The following is a 17190-nucleotide window of genomic DNA, read 5'->3' as shown; positions in this document are numbered from 1 at the left end:
TCAGATCAAAAATAAACAATAATTTAAGTTTACAATGATATAACTAATTACAAACGGCGCGTTTTTATTTTAAACAGTATCTTTGTATCTAAAGTTTTTACTATGTCAAAGGGATTTTTCAAGGTACCCACACCTATTAATGAAACGGTTCTCTCTTATGCACCAGGCAGTACAGAGCGTAAATTATTAAAAGAAGCTATTGAAGTCGCGCGTTCTTATGAAGCAGATATTCCAATGTATATTGGAGCTAAAGAGGTACGGACAGATAATAAGAAGGCTTTACGGCCTCCGCATGATCATCAGCATATCTTAGGCTATTACCATCAAGGCGATAAAAGCCATATACATGATGCTATTCAAACAGCATTGGATGCTAAAAAAGATTGGGAGAAATTAGCATGGCAAGAAAGAGCTGCTATTTTTTTAAAAGCTGCCGATCTAATCGCTGGACCGTATAGAAGTAAAATAAATGCTGCTACGATGCTGGGACAATCAAAAAATGCTTATCAGGCAGAAATTGATTCTGCTTGTGAATTAATTGATTTTCTTCGTTTTAATGTAGAGTATATGAGTGAGATTTATGCTCAGCAACCGCCGGTATCTCCGCGTGGTGTTTGGAATAAAGTTGAGCACAGACCGTTAGAAGGATTCGTGTTTGCATTAACGCCTTTTAACTTTACAGCCATTGCCGGCAATCTACCGAGTAGCGTTGCGATGATGGGAAATGTGGTTGTATGGAAGCCGGCTGACACACAGATTTATGCTGCCAATGTAATTATGCAGGTATTTAAAGAGGCAGGATTACCAGCGGGAGTGATTAATTTGATCTATGTAGATGGGCCGGAAGCTGGAGATATTATCTTTAAACATCCAGATTTTGCAGGTATACATTTTACAGGATCAACCGCTGTTTTCCAAAATATCTGGAAAACTATTGGTGAGAATATCCACCTCTATAAGAGCTATCCGCGAATAGTAGGAGAAACCGGTGGAAAGGATTTTATTTTAGTTCATCCTTCTGCCAATGTTGAGGTTGCAAATACTGCAATTGTACGTGGAGCTTTTGAATACCAGGGACAGAAATGTTCTGCCGCCTCACGTGTTTATATTCCTGCCAGCTTATGGCCAGAAATTAAAGAATTGATGATTCGGGATATTGCCTCTTTCAAAATGGGAGGTGTTGAAGATTTCAGCAATTTCATTAATGCGGTTATTGATGAAAAATCATTCGATAAATTAACCGGATATATAGATGCTGCCAAGAATGATCCGGACGTTGCGATTCTAATTGGAGGAAATTACGATAAGAGTAAAGGTTATTTTATAGAGCCTACAGTTCTTGTAGCTTCAAAGCCAACTTACGTTACTTTATGTGATGAGCTTTTCGGACCGGTACTTACTCTATTCATTTATGAAGATGATAAGTTTGAAGAAACCTTGAAATTGGTTGATGAAACTTCTATTTATGCTTTGACTGGAGCAGTAATTGCACAAGATCGATATGCTATTGCTCAAGCTACTGAAGGTTTAAAAAATGCGGCCGGTAATTTTTACATTAATGATAAATGTACCGGGGCAGTAGTTGGTCAGCAGCCTTTTGGTGGTGCCCGAGGCTCGGGAACTAATGATAAAGCGGGATCAATGATTAACCTGTTGCGCTGGGTATCTCCGAGAACAATTAAAGAGGTTTTTGATTCTCCAACAGATTATCGATATCCATTTATGGAAGAAAAATAAAGAATAAAGGGATGTCTTGAATGATGGCACCCCTTTATTTATTTTGGCAATTCAAAATTATATTATTCGAAGGCGTAGAATTCTTTTAACCGATTATCTGATTTCGTAGCAGTTACATTTAAATCAACCAGCTCGCCAGTTTCTAATTGGATAACCATACCATGAACTGCAAGGTCATCTCGCTCTTTCCAGGCATTTTGCACGATGGTTGTTTTGCATAGACTGGCAACTTGCTCAACTACATTCAGTTCTACAAAACGATCTTCTCTTTTATGCGTATCCGCGATAGCGTTTAACTCGTTAGCATGCATTTCATATACATCCTTTAAATGTATTAGCCAATTATCTAATAACCCGTATTGTTTTTTACTCATGGCAGCCGTTATTCCACCACAACCGTAATGACCGGCAACAATAATGTGCTTTACTTTTAAGATATTAACTGCGAAATCAAGTACGCTTAACATGTTCATATCTGAATGGACACATACATTGGCAACATTTCGATGGACAAATACGTCGCCTGGGCGAGTGCCCGTTATTTGATTTGCCGGAACCCGACTATCTGAACAACCGATCCATAATAAATCTGGATGCTGCCCTTTAGCAAGTTCGTGAAATAAGCCGGTCTCATCGTTTTGTACTTCTTGCGACCATTGTCTGTTTCCAGCCATAATTTTTTCAAAACTCTGAGTGAGTTTTTCATTATCAAATTTTTTAGTACACATGTTGGGAGGTGTTAAAATTTCAGAAGAAATATAAAATTATTGCAATATTAAGAATTTATGATCGCTTTTGTAAAAGAAATATCAAAAAAAAATAATCTAATTTTGATTTCCCCTCATCATTCGGTCTTAAACAAACAAATTTCTTACCTTTAGCAGAGGTTATCAATAAAACATTCCTGTAACTCAAAATCGATTAAATTGAAAGATAAATTTCAACTATTAAAAGATAGAACGGCTCTTGCTATGCTTGGTGGAGGCGCTGCACGCATTGAAAGCCAACACAAAAAAGGAAAGCTTACGGCACGCGAAAGGCTCCTTTTCCTATTGGATGAAGGATCATTTCAGGAGATCGGGATGTTTGTCTCCCATCGAAGCACAGACTTTGGTATGGAGAAAGAAAAATATCTCGGTGATGGTGTAGTAACAGGTTATGGAACTATTAACGGTCGAGCTGTATATGTATTCTCACAAGATTTTACTGTGTTTGGCGGTTCTCTATCGGAAACTTACGCAGAAAAAATTTGCAAGATAATGGACCTTGCTCTCCAGAACGGAGCGCCTATTATTGGATTAAATGATTCTGGAGGTGCCCGGATTCAGGAAGGCGTGGTGTCATTGGGTGGTTATGCAGATATCTTTTACAGGAACACGCTTGCTTCAGGAGTTATTCCTCAAATTTCAGCCATTATGGGCCCTGGTGCCGGTGGTGCAGTATATTCTCCTGCCATTACGGACTTCACCCTCATGGTAAAAAACACGTCCTATATGTTTGTCACCGGTCCGAATGTGGTAAAGACGGTTACTCATGAAACTGTGACAGCAGAGGAGTTAGGAGGTGCAGATACGCACGCCAGCAAATCAGGGGTAACTCATTTTGCTTGTGAAAACGAACTGGAAGCAATTAATAGAATAAAAGATCTGCTCAGCTATATGCCTCAAAATTGTGAAGATGAACCTGCAAGAAAGGAATATCAGGCTAAGGACGAGTCGCGTATAAAACTAAACAGCATTATTCCTGAAAACACTTCACAACCTTACGACATCCGGGAGGTTATTCAAGAATTGGCTGATGAAGAATCGTTTTTAGAGATTCATAAAGATTTTGCAGAAAACATTGTTGTTGGCTTTGCAAGAATCGCTGGTAGAAGCATTGGTATTGTTGCCAATCAGCCGGCATCATTAGCCGGTGTTTTAGATATTAAGGCTTCAATTAAGGGTGCACGATTTGTGCGTTTCTGCGATTGCTTTAACATCCCATTATTGGTGCTTGAAGATGTGCCCGGCTTCTTACCTGGTACGGATCAGGAATGGAATGGCATTATTACCCACGGTGCTAAGTTATTATTTGCTTTTAGCGAGGCTACCGTTCCAAGAATTACGGTGATTACACGAAAGGCCTACGGAGGTGCTTATTGTGTAATGAATAGTAAACATATTGGTGCTGATATGAATTACGCCTGGCCGACAGCTGAAATTGCAGTTATGGGTGCTAAGGGTGCAGCAGAGATTATCTTTAAGAAAGAAATCAATACGGCTGAAGACAAACAGACAAAATGGTTAGAAAAAGAAAAAGAGTATTCAGATAAATTTGCTAACCCGTATAGGGCTGCTGAAAGAGGTTTCGTTGATGAGGTTATTGAGCCTGCTCAAACCCGTCAAAAATTAATCCATGCTTTCAAAATGTTAGAGAACAAAGTAGTTAATCTTCCCAAAAAGAAGCATGGTAACATTCCACTATAATTTTTAATTTTTTATGAGTAAGAACAAAACAATACAAGGCAAAATTGCTAATCAAAAATCTATTGACTTTTTAGAGAACTATCTTAATAATCCCTCTCCTACCGGCTTTGAGTGGGACGGACAAAGAATTTGGTTAGATTATATCAATCAATATGTAGACGAATCTTTTACAGATACTTACGGCACTGCGGTAGGGGTAATAAACCCAAAGGCCAAGTATAAAGTAGTATTGGAAGCACATGCAGATGAGATTTCGTGGTTTGTAAATTATATCAATAATGAAGGACTGATTTATGTAATTAGAAATGGTGGTTCTGACCATCAAATTGCACCTTCAAAGAGAGTTAATATTCATACGGATCATGGAATTCGAAAAGCTGTATTTGGCTGGCCGGCAATTCATACAAGATCAGGAAAAGAAAAGGAAGAAAATCCTAATTTGAAGAATATCTTTTTGGATTGTGGTTGTACATCTAAAGAAGAGGTGGAAGCTTTAGGAATCCATGTTGGTTCTGTAATAACTTACGAAGACGAATTTATGATCTTAAATGATCGTTATTATGTTGGAAGAGCATTGGATAACCGCATTGGAGGGTTTATGATTGCTGAGGTTGCCAGACTTCTAAAAGAAAACAAGAAGAAGTTGCCCTTCGGCTTATATATTGTTAACTCGGTTCAGGAAGAGATTGGATTAAAAGGTGCTGAGATGATTGCTGAACGCATACAACCCGATGTGGCGATTGTTACAGATGTAACACATGACACATCGACCCCAATGATTGAGAAGAATGTACAAGGTGATTTAGCATGCGGACTGGGTCCGGTGGTTTCTTACGCTCCGGCAGTTCAAATTAACCTGAACAGGCTGATTGTGGAAACTGCAAAGGATAAGAATATTCCATTCCAACGACAAGCATCTTCAAGAACAACAGGAACTGATACAGATGCCTTTGCTTATTCTAATATGGGCGTGGCATCAGCTTTAATTTCACTTCCTCTGCGTTATATGCATACTACGGTTGAAATGGCTCATATCGATGATGTTGAAAATGCAATCCGCTTACTATATGAAGTAGTAAATTCATTAGAAGCGGATAAAGATTATCGCTCTTTTGCTAAATAAGTTTAACTTTATTAATCAAAGAATAACAGAGAGATCATTTATTTATTCGTAAATTGAGACACATGAAGAATAATGAGCTTTTTATCGAAAGAATCACCTCTTCGTATCGCCCGAAAGGAGCATTTATCAATTTAGGATCAGGTATCTTAGGTAAAGAAATCATTGCTCTGGCGCAGGTAAATTTAGCACTGAAAAGAATGAACCGTCATGATTTAATTGCAAGTGCGACAGATACTGGCAAAACGAGAACTCCTCAACTTATTGCAGAACAATTATCAGATGAAACTGTTACTATTTTTGTTGAATGTGAAAGACCCTCTTAAGTTACCTATCACAAGGTAAAGGTGCAGAAGAAATCAAGAACGATAATGGTAAGATTAGTAGCAGTACTGCTGGGGCTATTTTACGAAAAATTGTTGGACAGCAATTTCTGCTTTCTTGATAGGAAAAAAGCGTTAAAACATTTATTAAATGAACAAACTTTAAATTAAATATGAAAAAACCAACCCTTTTAATTCTGGCTGCAGGCATGGCGAGCCGTTATGGCAGTATGAAACAGATTGACGCATTTGGCCCAAATGGAGAAACAATAATAGACTATTCAATATATGATGCAATTCGTGCCGGTTTCGGAAAAGTAATTTTTATCATAAAAAAAGAATTCGAGGATAACTTCAGATCTATATTTGAACCCAAATTGAAGGGTAAGATTGAGACCGACTACGTTTTTCAGGACTTTGATCTTAAAAAATATGGCATAGAGAGAGAGGTTGTAAGAGAGAAACCATGGGGTACCGCCCACGCTGTATTAGCAGCAAAAGATGTTATCAATGAGCCTTTCTGCGTTATTAATGCGGATGACTACTATGGTTATGATTCCTTTAAAAAGATGGCAGATTTTCTAACAAACGAAGTAAACGACAATTCTTTCGCCCTGATGGGCTTTCGAGCTGACAAAACTTTATCAGACTATGGATCTGTATCTAGAGGTGTATGTAAAGTAGACGATCAGGGAAATATGACTGAAATCGTTGAACGAACTAAGGTTTACTTTAAAGATGTAGATGGTGAAAAACATATCTTTTTTGAAGAAGATGGACAAGATGTTGAATTACCTTTAGACGCACGTGTATCCATGAACTTCTGGGGATTCAACCCAGCAATATTCAACGAGACATTGGATCTATTTAAAAGGTTTGTGGAAGAAAAACATACAAATCCGAAGGCAGAATTCTTTATCCCTTTGGTAGCCGATGAACTAATTAAAGAAAATAAAGCTACCTTTAAAACTATTCCAACGTCTGAAAAATGGTTTGGTGTTACGTATAAGGAAGATAAACCTATTGTACAAGAAAGTATCTCTAAGTTAATTCAAGAAGGAGTATATCCTGAGAATTTATGGAAGTAATTGCATAAATCAATTAAAAAGAGAAAGGGTTCCAATAATTGGAACCCTTTCTCTTTTTAATTGATTATTAATGTGTTTTATTTCTGATCGTCTTCTTTTACTTCCTCAAAGTCAACATCAGTTACATCATCTCCCCCTTGACCTGCAGAAGCATCTGCGGCCGGGCCTCCTTCTGGTTGTTGAGCGCCAGCTTCTTGTGAAGCTTTGTACATCTCTTCAGATGCTGCATTCCAAGCTTCTTGCAATTCCGTTTGAGCAGAATCTAAAGCATCGAAATCACGAGCTGCGTGAGCATCTTTCACCTTCTTAAGGCCTTCTTCGATCGGAGCTTTCTTATCAGCTGAAATCTTATCGCCATATTCTTTTAGTTGTTTTTCAGTAGAGAATATGAGTGCATCAGCAGCATTGATTTTATCAACTTCTTCTTTTGCTTTTTTATCAACTTCAGCATTTGCTTCCGCTTCTTCTTTCATTTTCTTGATCTCCTCGTCAGTTAAGCCAGACGATGCCTCAATACGGATTTTTTGTTCTTTACCAGTTGCTTTATCCTTAGCAGAAACATGCAGAATACCGTTTGCATCAATATCAAAAGTAACCTCAATTTGTGGAATACCTCTTGGTGCAGGTGGAAGACCATCTAAATGGAAACGTCCAATTGTACGGTTCTGAGCAGCCATTGGTCGCTCTCCTTGCAGAATATGAATTTCTACCGAAGGTTGGTTATCAGAAGCCGTTGAGAAAATTTCAGATTTCTTACTTGGTATAGTAGTATTAGACTCTATTAATTTGGTCATAACACCACCCATGGTTTCAATACCAAGAGAAAGAGGAGTAACGTCAAGTAATAGAACGTCTTTTACTTCTCCAGTTAATACACCACCTTGAATAGCAGCACCTAAAGCTACAACTTCATCTGGATTTACACCCTTAGAAGGTTCCTTTCCAAAGAAACTCTTAACAGCTTCTTGGATAGCAGGAATACGAGTTGAACCTCCAACCAAGATAATCTCATCAATATCAGACTTATCATAACCAGCATTTTTCAATGCAGAACGACAAGGATCGATTGTACGTTTAATTAGGCTATCTGCTAATTGCTCAAACTTTGCACGAGAAAGATTACGAACCAAATGCTTTGGACCGGTTTGATCTGCAGTGATATAAGGTAAGTTAATCTCTGTTGTTGTAGCACTTGACAATTCAACTTTAGCTTTTTCAGAAGCTTCTTTCAAACGTTGTAAAGCCATAGCATCCTTTGTTAAATCAAAGCCGCTATTTTCATTTTTAAACTCTTCTACTAACCAATCAATGATTACTTGATCAAAGTCATCGCCACCTAAGTGTACATCACCATCGGTAGATTTTACTTCAAATACTCCATCACCTAAATCCAAGATTGAAACGTCATGTGTACCACCACCACAGTCGAACACAGCAATTTTCATGTCCTTGTGGGCTTTATCTAAACCGTAAGCAAGGGCAGCAGCAGTAGGTTCGTTAATGATACGCTTAACAACTAAGCCAGCAATTTCACCAGCCTCTTTTGTTGCTTGACGCTGTGCATCATTAAAGTACGCTGGAACAGTAATAACAGCTTCCGTTACTTCTTGACCTAAGAAATCTTCAGCAGTCTTTTTCATTTTCTGCAAAATCATCGCAGATATCTCCTGAGGAGTATATTTCCTGTCATCGATAGCAATACGAGGGGTATTGTTATCACCTTTAACGACTGTATAAGGAACACGTTGTATTTCAGACGTAACTTCATTAAAAGTTTGCCCGATAAAACGCTTAATGGATGATATAGTTTTAGTTGGATTTGTAATAGCTTGACGCTTAGCAGGATCACCAACTTTCCGCTCACCATTTTCTACAAAAGCAACAATAGACGGTGTTGTTCTTTTACCCTCATTGTTAGAGATAACAACAGGCTCATTACCTTCCATTACTGCAACACAGGAATTTGTAGTTCCTAAGTCGATTCCAATAATTTTTGACATATGTTTTATTTTTTCAATTTTTAATAAGAATAACACTTAGTACTTATCAAACCTTATACCAAGCAAGTACTTTGATCTATTTAATGTATAAAAACATATTTTTTAATTCACACTGGTGTCAAAATGGCACGATGTCACAATTTTGCCATAATATTTGAAATGTCATCAGCTAAAATATCTCGCGTAAACAAGAAAGCAGGACTAATGCACGCACAGTGTAACACCAAACTTACGACAATAGGGACATTTCAGAAATGTGTTAAGAAAGAGACATAACAGATGATGTCGGATTACTTAAAACTGTTGTAAAATTGCCTAAATTAATGAGTTTTATACTGATTTCTAATGCGGCTCAAGGTCTCACGGGACAGCCCCAGATAAGAAGCGATCATATGAAGTGGTACTCGATTAAAGATGTCTGGATAAGCTTTTATAAAATTTGAATATTTTTCTTCGGCTGTATCGCTGATATTACTCATAATACGATTTTGACTGGCATCAAAACTCTTTGCCTTCAAAATATAAATAAAATCCTTAAAATCAGGTATATTATTAAGTAAGTTATTGAAATCTTGCTTTTCAATCAACAGCAGTTCACTATCTTCTAATGCGTCGATATTATTTTTGGAAGGTGTGCCGTTATTATAGCTTTCGGGGTCGCTCACCCACCAGTTTTCGACTCCAAATCTTAAGATATGCTCATTGCCATCTTCACTTACACGGTAATTTCGCAGACAGCCTTTGACAACAAAGCAGTTGTAATGACAAACATCGCCCTCCTGTAACAAATATTGCCTTTTTCGAAGTTTCTTGTTAACTGTTACTGCACGAATCCGATCCAACTCTTCGTCATTGAGACCTGCATTTTCTTTTAAATAAGATGAAAAGACTTCAAACATAGCCACGCTTTAGAACAAAACTATTAAAAATTAAGGAAGGATTCCAGTAGATCGAAATATTTGATTAATGTGATCACAAAACTTAGGGCATTACTGTATGTAAAATTGTAAGGACTTACAAGCAGCTGAACGTGACATTTATCACATATAAATTCTGTCAAATGTCCTCGTTACTTGAAGCAAATTCCAAGAACTTTGATAAAAATAAAAAAACACAATGTATAATAAAATAATTTGGTTGCCCATCAAAGCCTAAATTATCTACAATATACTCATTAAATGATACTGATATCATGGCTTTGACAGCAATGGTTGGAAACTCCTGTTGATGCTGACAGTGGCTTCTTTGTAAGTCGTTATTAATTATTAAAAATACTATACTATTAAATTTAAAATCATGGATCTTCAATTAAAAGAAAAAATCGCCCTTGTTACCGGATCAACTACCGGAATAGGTTATGCAATAGCAAGTTCTCTGGCAACGGAAGGCGCTAAAGTTATTGTTAACGGACGTACTCCGGAACGCGTGAATACAGCAGTGGAAAAAATCAAGTTAAAAACTGGTAACCAAAATATTTTTGGAGCTATAGCGGATCTTGGAGATATTGCTCAGGTGAATGCTCTAATTGAGCAATACCCGGAAGTAAATATTCTTGTCAATAACGCCGGAGTTGCCCAGTCAAAAGCATTCAATGATATTTCTGATGAAGAATGGTTGGATATCTATCAAATAAATGTTTTAAGCGGTGTTCGTCTTTCCCGTGCTTATATAAATCAAATGCTGAAGGCCAACTGGGGTAGAATTATTTTTATCTCCAGCGAATCAGGTGTACAAGTACCCGCTGAGATGATTCAGTACGGTGTTTCCAAAACGGCCCAAATTGGTTTGTCTCGAGGACTTGCTGAAATGACTGTTGGTACGGCAGTAACTGTAAATACTGTTTTACCAGGACCGACATCGACAGAGGCGATCACCAGTTTTATGAAAGCAACTGCAGAACAACAAGGAATCAGCAATGCGCAGATGGAAGAAATGTTCTTTACCAGTATGCGAGGCACGTCACTCTTGAAGCGCTTTATCAAACCGGAAGAGATTGCCAGTTTGGTAACTTACATCTCCAGTCCACTTTCAGCAGCCACCAATGGTGCTGCACTTCGTGCCGATGGTGGTGTAATCAAATCTGCATTTTAAATATCATGAAAACAATCGGAATATCGGTGCAGGCAATTCCAATTGCGATCTTGGATTATGAATAATTCCTTAAAAACTGTTTTAAAAGAAAACACCCAAACCTAATAGGTTTGGGTGTTTCTAATGAATTAAACGTAATGTTTAATCTTCTTTTTTATCTTCAGTTGGGTTTGCATCGTCTGCTTTCTCAACTTCTTCTACTTTTTCACTTGAAGAATCTTCTACAATTGTAGCTTCTTCAATAGCTTCTGCTTTTTCAGGAGCATCTGATTTCTTCTTAGAAGCACCACGACGTCGTGTGGTTTTCTTCTCAACTTTAGCTTCTCCTTTATTGTAAACCTCATTGTAATCAACAAGTTCAATAATTGCCATTTCAGAGTTATCACCCAAACGATTAGCGAGCTTTATAATACGAGTATATCCTCCTGGTCTGTTAGCAACTTTCTCCGATATTTCGCGGAACAAAATAGTAACAGCGTCTTTATCTTTTAAGTAAGAAAAAACAGTACGACGAGAATGAGTTGAGTCAGTCTTTGATTTAGTAATAAGAGGTTCAACATACTGACGCAAAGCTTTTGCTTTTGCTAAAGTTGTGGTAATACGCTTATGTTTTAAAAGCGAAGTAGCCATGTTTGACAACATTGCGTGGCGGTGGCTGTTGGTGCGGCCTAAGTGATTAATTTTTTTTCCGTGTCTCATTTTTATTATAATTTGTGCATACCGTCTCGACTAATTATTAGGAGGGAATTATGCAGCAGGTCGCTTACTAATTGAAGAACTAGTCTTCGTCTAATTTAAATTTATTTAGATTCATCCCGAAAGACAAGCCTTTTGATTTTACTAATTCTTGAATTTCAGTCAATGATTTTTTACCGAAGTTTCTGAATTTTAACATGTCAGCAACATCGTAAGAAATCAATTCAGCTAATGTACGTATATCAGCAGCCTTAAGACAATTCAACGCACGAACTGAAAGATCAAGATCTACCAATTCAGTTTTTAATACTTTACGCATATGCAGAATTTCTTCATCTACTTCTTTTGTCTCTTCCTTAGCTTGAGATTCTAATAAGATGTTCTCATCAGAGAAAAGCATAAAGTGATGAATCAAAATCTTAGCGGCTTCTTTCAATGCATCTTCAGGATGAATAGATCCATCGGTAGAAATATCTAAAAGCAATTTCTCGTAGTCAGTTTTTTGCTCAACCCGGAAATTTTCAATTGTATACTTTACATTAATAATAGGTGTAAAGATTGAGTCAATGGCGATTACACCAAGTGCAGAATCTGCAACCTTGTTTTCTTCAGCATTAACATATCCTCTTCCTTTACTCACTGTTATTTCAACTTCTAAAGGAATATTATTATCAAGATTACAGATTACTAAATCTGGATTCAAAACTGTAAAGTTAGATGAGAACTTAGTGATATCACCTGCTTTAAATTGTTCTTGTCCATTAATAACGATAAAAATCTTCTCTGTATCACCTAATTCACCGGTTTTCTTGAAACGTACTTGTTTCAAATTAAGAATAATTTCCGTTACATCCTCTACAACACCTTTAATGGTAGAAAACTCGTGGGAAACTCCGGAAAACCGTGTGGCAGTAATTGCATACCCTTCTAATGAAGAAAGCAAAATACGACGTAAAGCATTACCTATGGTTATACCAAATCCTGGTTCTAACGGACGAAATTCAAATTGACCATCAAAATCAGTCGATTTCTGCATGATAACTTTATCCGGTTTTTGAAATGCTAAGATTGCCATTTATTTCTATTTAATGTTGTTGAAATGATTATATCAAACGAAAAAGCATAATACCTAAAGTATATGCTTTTTTCGCTAAAAAGATTATTTAGAGTATAACTCGACGATTAAGTTTTCCTTGATATTCTCAGGAATCTCATCACGGCTAGGGAAATTCAAAAACTTACCAGTAAGTTCTTTCGACTCCCACTCTAACCATGAAAACTTATTGATTTGCTTTCCAGCAACAGAATTCGTGATAGCCTCTAGTGATTTTGAACGTTCTCTCACAGCAACAACATCACCAGGACGAAGGCTATATGAAGGAATATTCACTACTTCACCGTTTACAGTTACATGCTTGTGACCAACTAATTGGCGAGCTGCTGAACGTGTAGGTGCAATTCCTAAACGGTAAACTGTATTATCTAAACGAGCCTCTAACAATTTAAGTAACTCTTCACCAGTAATTCCTTCTTTCGAAGCTGCCTTAGTAAATAAGTTGGCGAATTGACGCTCTAATACACCGTAAGTATATTTTGCTTTTTGTTTTTCTAACAATTGAGTTGCGTACTCAGATTGTTTACCCCGACGTCTGGCGTTACCGTGTTGCCCTGGTGGGTAATTCTTACGATCTAAAACCTTATCAGGACCAAAAATAGGTTCTCTGAAACGACGTGCAATTTTGGACTTTGGTCCGATGTATCTAGCCATGTTGTTGTTTTTAAAGTATCTTCTCGCCTTAAGCGAGAGAATCTTAGCTTTAAAATAATTTAATTAAACTCTTCTTCTTTTAGGAGGACGACATCCATTGTGTGGAAGTGGTGTAATGTCACGAATAGACGTTACTTCAATCCCTGCAATTTGTAAAGTACGGATTGCAGATTCACGACCTGAACCTGGACCCTTTACAAATACTTCAACTTTACGTAAACCTAAATCATACGCAACTTTACCACAATCTGCTGCTGCTTGTCCAGCTGCATAAGGTGTGTTCTTTTTAGAACCTCTGAAACCCATCTTACCTGATGATGACCAGGAAATAGGTTGACCTTGATTGTTAGTTAAAGTAACAATGATATTATTAAATGTAGCGCTTATATGTGCCTGACCTACAGGCTCAATTGTTACAAGACGCTTTTTGGTTACTTTTTTACTCTTAGCCATTATATCTTGTCAATTATTATTTAGTAGCTTTTTTCTTGTTTGCAACAGTCTTACGTTTTCCTTTACGTGTACGTGAGTTATTCTTAGTACGTTGTCCACGAACTGGCAAACCTTTACGATGACGAAGGCCACGGTAACAGCCAATATCCATTAAGCGCTTTATGTTCAACTGAACTTCTGAACGTAGAGCTCCCTCAACTTTAATTTCATCATTAATAAGCGTACGTATAGTCGCTAATTGATCATCGGTCCATTCTTCAACTTTCACATCATAGCTAATACCAGCTTCATTCAAAATACGTTGTGCAGTTGAACGACCAATACCATAAATGTAAGTTAGTCCGATTTCTCCTCTTTTGTTTTTCGGTAAATCTATACCTGCTATCCTTGCCATATATTAATTTAATATTATTATCCCTGTCTTTGTTTAAATCTAGGGTTCTTTTTATTGATTACATACAATTTACCATTACGACGAATGATTTTGCAATCGGCGCTACGTTTTTTTATGGATGCTCTAACTTTCATCTTAAATTGATTTTTTTATTTATACCTATAGGTTATTCTACCTTTTGTCAAATCATAAGGAGACATTTCCAATTTCACGCGGTCACCCGGTAAAATTTTAATATAATGCATCCGCATTTTGCCAGAAATATGGGCAACGATTTCATGTCCATTTTCTAACTCAACACGAAACATAGCATTTGATAATGCTTCTCTAATAATTCCGTCTTGTTCAATCGAGGCTTGTTTAGCCATATAATACTGATTATTATCTGTTAATACCCAATACAAACAGGGTTGCAAAAATACTAATAAAATAATTTAATATCAATGCTTTTCATTTAAAATATCTTCGATATAAGAAAAACTTGTTAAAATATCAGGTTTTCCCTTTGAAATAGCCACTGTATGCTCATAATGGGCAGAAATTTTACCATCAATGGTACTAACCGTCCAACCATCATCCCAGAATTTAACACCAGATTTTCCCAAGTTGACCATTGGCTCAATTGCAATTACCATACCTTCCACCAGTTTTGGACCCATGCCGCGTCTTCCATAATTCGGAACCTCTGGCTTTTCATGCAATTCTACCCCTACTCCATGTCCAACTAATTCCTTTACTATGCCATAACCATATTGATCAATATAATTCTGTATTGCAAAAGAAATATCGCCCACACGTTTTCCTGATACCGCTTGCTCAATCCCTAATCTTAAAGATTCTTTTGTTACATTCAGCAAATTCTTAATCTCTTCACTTACCTCACCAACTGCAAATGTATAGGCAGAATCACTAATATATCCATTTAAGGTAACTCCACCGTCTACTGATATAATATCACCATCTTTAAGAACATAATCACTTGGAAAACCATGAACAATTTGATCGTTCATTGAAATACATAAGGAATAAGGAAAGCCACTGTAATTCAAAAATGCTGGTGTACCTCCATGATCCTGGATAAATTCAAATGCTAATTTATCTAGATCAATTGTACGTACACCAGGCTTTATTTCTTTTGCCAATTCACCTAGCGTCCTCGATAACAAGTCACAACTTTGTCGAATCAGTTCAATCTGCTCTTTGGTCTTAAAGATTACCTTTGACATAATGATTATATAGGCGAACTTGCAGTACTGCTACTTACTGCAGTACGTCCTTTCATGCGGCCTGTTTTCATCAGTCCATCATAATGACGCATCAATAAGTGACTTTCAATTTGCTGCAATGTATCCAAAACAACCCCTACCAAAATAAGTAACGATGTTCCACCATAGAAATGTGCAAATTGGCTATTTACACCCAATAGGGTAGCAATAGCAGGAAAGATAGCAATAATTGCTAAGAACACCGATCCTGGCAATGTGATCTTCGATAACACTCCATCAATATATCCGCTGGTTGCAATCCCTGGTTTAATACCTGGTATAAAACCACCATTCTTTTTCATATCATCAGCCATTTGTTGAGGATTGACCATGATAGCTGTGTAAAAGAACGTGAATCCTATAATTAGGAATGCAAACGTAACATTATAAGCAACCGAAGTATAATCACTTAACGAGGTAATAAAACTTGATTGAAGATTGGGGAAAAATTGAGGGATCGTCATTGGAACAAACATAATTGCCTGAGCAAAGATGATAGGCATAACACCAGATGTATTCACTTTTAAAGGAATATATTGACGAACACCACCATATTGTTTATTACCAACAATTCTCTTCGCATATTGAACAGGAATTTTACGAACACCTTGTACAATTAAAATGGTAAATACCACAACTGCAAACAAAGCAACCATTTCCAAGATAAATGGAATCGGACCACCGTTTCCTCCCATGCGAGAAGCCCACTCCTGAATCAACCCACCTGGCAATTGAGCAATAATACCCACCATAATAATTAGTGAGATACCGTTACCGATACCTTTATCCGTAATTTTCTCGCCTAACCACATTACGAACATCGTTCCTGAAGTTAGAATGATAGTAGAAAGAACAGTAAATAATGGTTCAGCCATCATGATAGCCTCTGGGCTAATCTGAGAGCGAATATATGCTACTGATTGAAGCAGAGTAATTACTAAGGTCAAATAACGCGTAATTTGCGTCATTTTCTTGGTTCCGCTCTCCCCTTCTTTCTGTAATTTTTGGAAATATGGAACAGCGATACCTAGCAATTGAATAACAATCGAGGCAGAAATATAGGGCATAACCCCTAATGCAAAAATTGCAGAACGTGAAAAAGAGCCTCCAGCAAACATGTTTAACAAACCTAGTAAACCTTCTTTCGCTTCTTGATCCAAAGCGGCGGGATTAACACCAGGCAATACAATATGCGAACCAATACGATAAATTAAAAGAAAAAGAAGCGTATTCAAAATACGCGTCCTTAAATCTTCAATCTTCCAAATATTCGTTAATGTTGAGATCAGCTTCTTCATTTACTAAAGTTTAACGATCGATCCACCAGCGGATTCAATAGCTTTCTGAGCCGAAGCAGAAAAAGCATGAGCTTTAATTTCTAATTTTGAGCTTACCTCACCACGACCAAGTACCTTTACAAGATCATTCTTTGAAACAAGACCATGTTCTTTCAAGATATCAAAATCAATTGCAGTCAAATTAAATTTATCTGCTAAAGCTTGAATAACATCTAAGTTAACACTTGCGTATTCAACACGATTGATATTCTTGAAACCAAATTTAGGTACACGACGTTGAAGTGGCATCTGTCCACCTTCGAAACCAACCTTACTACTGTGACCAGAACGAGATTGAGCTCCTTTATGACCGCGGGTAGATGTACCACCACGACCAGAACCGGTACCACGACCAATACGTTTTTTAGCTTTAATTGAACCTACTGCAGGTTTTAAGTTACTTAAATCCATTGTAATAACTTTGTTGTTTATGCCTTCGCTTTCACTGTA

The 17190-nt window shown here is 37.1% G+C and carries 19 protein-coding genes; 6 read left to right on the top strand and 13 right to left on the bottom strand.

Annotated elements, in window-relative coordinates; genetic code table 11:
• Positions 1–102 precede the first annotated feature (102 nt).
• Positions 103–1737: an L-glutamate gamma-semialdehyde dehydrogenase gene (pruA, locus tag VL047_RS01315; RefSeq protein ID WP_325357722.1), complete on the top strand. Its 1635-nt coding sequence runs from the start codon at positions 103–105 to the stop codon at positions 1735–1737.
• Between the two features lie 62 nt (positions 1738–1799).
• Here pruA and VL047_RS01310 read toward each other — a convergent pair whose 3' ends face one another.
• A complete protein-coding gene (locus VL047_RS01310; protein ID WP_325357720.1) occupies positions 1800–2465 on the bottom strand; it encodes a carbonic anhydrase in 666 nt (221 codons plus the stop codon).
• A 243-nt stretch (positions 2466–2708) separates the two neighbouring features.
• Here VL047_RS01310 and VL047_RS01305 point away from each other — a divergent pair, with 243 nt between their 5' ends.
• From VL047_RS01305 to VL047_RS01290, 4 genes are all read left to right on the top strand, one after another.
• Positions 2709–4205 (top strand): acyl-CoA carboxylase subunit beta, encoded by a 1497-nt coding sequence (locus VL047_RS01305; RefSeq protein ID WP_325358004.1) that lies wholly within the window; start codon positions 2709–2711, stop codon positions 4203–4205.
• Positions 4206–4218: 13 nt separating this feature from the next.
• Positions 4219–5328: a M42 family metallopeptidase gene (locus VL047_RS01300; protein ID WP_325357718.1), complete on the top strand. Its 1110-nt coding sequence runs from the start codon at positions 4219–4221 to the stop codon at positions 5326–5328.
• A gap of 62 nt (positions 5329–5390) precedes the next feature.
• A complete protein-coding gene (locus VL047_RS01295; protein ID WP_325357716.1) occupies positions 5391–5651 on the top strand; it encodes a helicase HerA-like domain-containing protein in 261 nt (86 codons plus the stop codon).
• A gap of 170 nt (positions 5652–5821) precedes the next feature.
• A complete protein-coding gene (locus VL047_RS01290) occupies positions 5822–6736 on the top strand; it encodes a nucleotidyltransferase family protein (protein ID WP_325357714.1) in 915 nt (304 codons plus the stop codon).
• A gap of 77 nt (positions 6737–6813) precedes the next feature.
• Here VL047_RS01290 and dnaK read toward each other — a convergent pair whose 3' ends face one another.
• Positions 6814–8736, bottom strand: coding sequence for a molecular chaperone DnaK (dnaK, locus tag VL047_RS01285; protein WP_325357712.1), 1923 nt, complete (start codon positions 8734–8736; stop codon positions 6814–6816).
• A gap of 320 nt (positions 8737–9056) precedes the next feature.
• Positions 9057–9635, bottom strand: a complete 579-nt coding sequence (locus tag VL047_RS01280) for a Crp/Fnr family transcriptional regulator (RefSeq protein WP_325357710.1) — start codon at positions 9633–9635, stop codon at positions 9057–9059.
• A 397-nt stretch (positions 9636–10032) separates the two neighbouring features.
• Between VL047_RS01280 and VL047_RS01275 the strand changes: the two genes are divergently transcribed.
• Positions 10033–10827, top strand: coding sequence for an SDR family oxidoreductase (locus VL047_RS01275; protein ID WP_325357708.1), 795 nt, complete (start codon positions 10033–10035; stop codon positions 10825–10827).
• Positions 10828–10968: 141 nt separating this feature from the next.
• Here VL047_RS01275 and rplQ read toward each other — a convergent pair whose 3' ends face one another.
• From rplQ to rplO, 10 genes are all read right to left on the bottom strand, one after another.
• Positions 10969–11526: a 50S ribosomal protein L17 gene (gene rplQ, locus VL047_RS01270; RefSeq protein ID WP_325357706.1), complete on the bottom strand. Its 558-nt coding sequence runs from the start codon at positions 11524–11526 to the stop codon at positions 10969–10971.
• A 79-nt stretch (positions 11527–11605) separates the two neighbouring features.
• Positions 11606–12598, bottom strand: coding sequence for a DNA-directed RNA polymerase subunit alpha (locus tag VL047_RS01265; protein ID WP_132224480.1), 993 nt, complete (start codon positions 12596–12598; stop codon positions 11606–11608).
• Between the two features lie 84 nt (positions 12599–12682).
• Positions 12683–13291 (bottom strand): 30S ribosomal protein S4, encoded by a 609-nt coding sequence (gene rpsD, locus VL047_RS01260; protein ID WP_325357703.1) that lies wholly within the window; start codon positions 13289–13291, stop codon positions 12683–12685.
• Positions 13292–13354: 63 nt separating this feature from the next.
• Positions 13355–13744, bottom strand: a complete 390-nt coding sequence (gene rpsK, locus VL047_RS01255) for a 30S ribosomal protein S11 (RefSeq protein ID WP_132224476.1) — start codon at positions 13742–13744, stop codon at positions 13355–13357.
• A 16-nt stretch (positions 13745–13760) separates the two neighbouring features.
• Positions 13761–14138, bottom strand: coding sequence for a 30S ribosomal protein S13 (gene rpsM / locus VL047_RS01250; RefSeq protein WP_132224474.1), 378 nt, complete (start codon positions 14136–14138; stop codon positions 13761–13763).
• A 17-nt stretch (positions 14139–14155) separates the two neighbouring features.
• Entirely contained in the window at positions 14156–14272 is a 117-nt protein-coding gene (gene ykgO / locus VL047_RS01245; RefSeq protein WP_132224472.1) for a type B 50S ribosomal protein L36, read from the bottom strand.
• A gap of 15 nt (positions 14273–14287) precedes the next feature.
• A complete protein-coding gene (infA, locus tag VL047_RS01240; protein WP_132224470.1) occupies positions 14288–14506 on the bottom strand; it encodes a translation initiation factor IF-1 in 219 nt (72 codons plus the stop codon).
• 72 nt (positions 14507–14578) lie between these two features.
• Positions 14579–15364 carry a type I methionyl aminopeptidase gene (gene map, locus VL047_RS01235; protein ID WP_325357698.1) on the bottom strand — a complete coding sequence of 262 codons (786 nt, stop codon included), beginning with the start codon at positions 15362–15364 and terminating at the stop codon, positions 14579–14581.
• Positions 15365–15369: 5 nt separating this feature from the next.
• Positions 15370–16701 (bottom strand): preprotein translocase subunit SecY, encoded by a 1332-nt coding sequence (gene secY, locus VL047_RS01230; protein WP_325357696.1) that lies wholly within the window; start codon positions 16699–16701, stop codon positions 15370–15372.
• A gap of 3 nt (positions 16702–16704) precedes the next feature.
• On the bottom strand, positions 16705–17151 hold the full coding sequence (rplO, locus tag VL047_RS01225) for a 50S ribosomal protein L15 (protein ID WP_325357694.1): 447 nt from the start codon (positions 17149–17151) through the stop codon (positions 16705–16707).
• Between the last annotated feature and the right edge of the window lie 39 nt (positions 17152–17190).

The sequence above is a fragment of the Albibacterium sp. genome (assembly GCF_035514885.1).
Classification (GTDB): domain Bacteria; phylum Bacteroidota; class Bacteroidia; order Sphingobacteriales; family Sphingobacteriaceae; genus Albibacterium.
The sequence above is the reverse complement of the archived record's forward strand: the minus strand, read 5'-3'. Positions and strand labels throughout refer to the sequence as shown.

Coding starts and splice junctions, on each gene's coding strand:
- pruA (WP_325357722.1), top strand. CDS start 103: ATGTCAAAGGGATTTTTCAAGGTACCCACACCTATTAATGAAACGGTT.
- VL047_RS01310 (WP_325357720.1), bottom strand. CDS start 2,465: ATGTGTACTAAAAAATTTGATAATGAAAAACTCACTCAGAGTTTTGAA.
- VL047_RS01305 (WP_325358004.1), top strand. CDS start 2,709: ATGCTTGGTGGAGGCGCTGCACGCATTGAAAGCCAACACAAAAAAGGA.
- VL047_RS01300 (WP_325357718.1), top strand. CDS start 4,219: ATGAGTAAGAACAAAACAATACAAGGCAAAATTGCTAATCAAAAATCT.
- VL047_RS01295 (WP_325357716.1), top strand. CDS start 5,391: ATGAAGAATAATGAGCTTTTTATCGAAAGAATCACCTCTTCGTATCGC.
- VL047_RS01290 (WP_325357714.1), top strand. CDS start 5,822: ATGAAAAAACCAACCCTTTTAATTCTGGCTGCAGGCATGGCGAGCCGT.
- dnaK (WP_325357712.1), bottom strand. CDS start 8,736: ATGTCAAAAATTATTGGAATCGACTTAGGAACTACAAATTCCTGTGTT.
- VL047_RS01280 (WP_325357710.1), bottom strand. CDS start 9,635: ATGTTTGAAGTCTTTTCATCTTATTTAAAAGAAAATGCAGGTCTCAAT.
- VL047_RS01275 (WP_325357708.1), top strand. CDS start 10,033: ATGGATCTTCAATTAAAAGAAAAAATCGCCCTTGTTACCGGATCAACT.
- rplQ (WP_325357706.1), bottom strand. CDS start 11,526: ATGAGACACGGAAAAAAAATTAATCACTTAGGCCGCACCAACAGCCAC.
- VL047_RS01265 (WP_132224480.1), bottom strand. CDS start 12,598: ATGGCAATCTTAGCATTTCAAAAACCGGATAAAGTTATCATGCAGAAA.
- rpsD (WP_325357703.1), bottom strand. CDS start 13,291: ATGGCTAGATACATCGGACCAAAGTCCAAAATTGCACGTCGTTTCAGA.
- rpsK (WP_132224476.1), bottom strand. CDS start 13,744: ATGGCTAAGAGTAAAAAAGTAACCAAAAAGCGTCTTGTAACAATTGAG.
- rpsM (WP_132224474.1), bottom strand. CDS start 14,138: ATGGCAAGGATAGCAGGTATAGATTTACCGAAAAACAAAAGAGGAGAA.
- ykgO (WP_132224472.1), bottom strand. CDS start 14,272: ATGAAAGTTAGAGCATCCATAAAAAAACGTAGCGCCGATTGCAAAATC.
- infA (WP_132224470.1), bottom strand. CDS start 14,506: ATGGCTAAACAAGCCTCGATTGAACAAGACGGAATTATTAGAGAAGCA.
- map (WP_325357698.1), bottom strand. CDS start 15,364: ATGTCAAAGGTAATCTTTAAGACCAAAGAGCAGATTGAACTGATTCGA.
- secY (WP_325357696.1), bottom strand. CDS start 16,701: ATGAAGAAGCTGATCTCAACATTAACGAATATTTGGAAGATTGAAGAT.
- rplO (WP_325357694.1), bottom strand. CDS start 17,151: ATGGATTTAAGTAACTTAAAACCTGCAGTAGGTTCAATTAAAGCTAAA.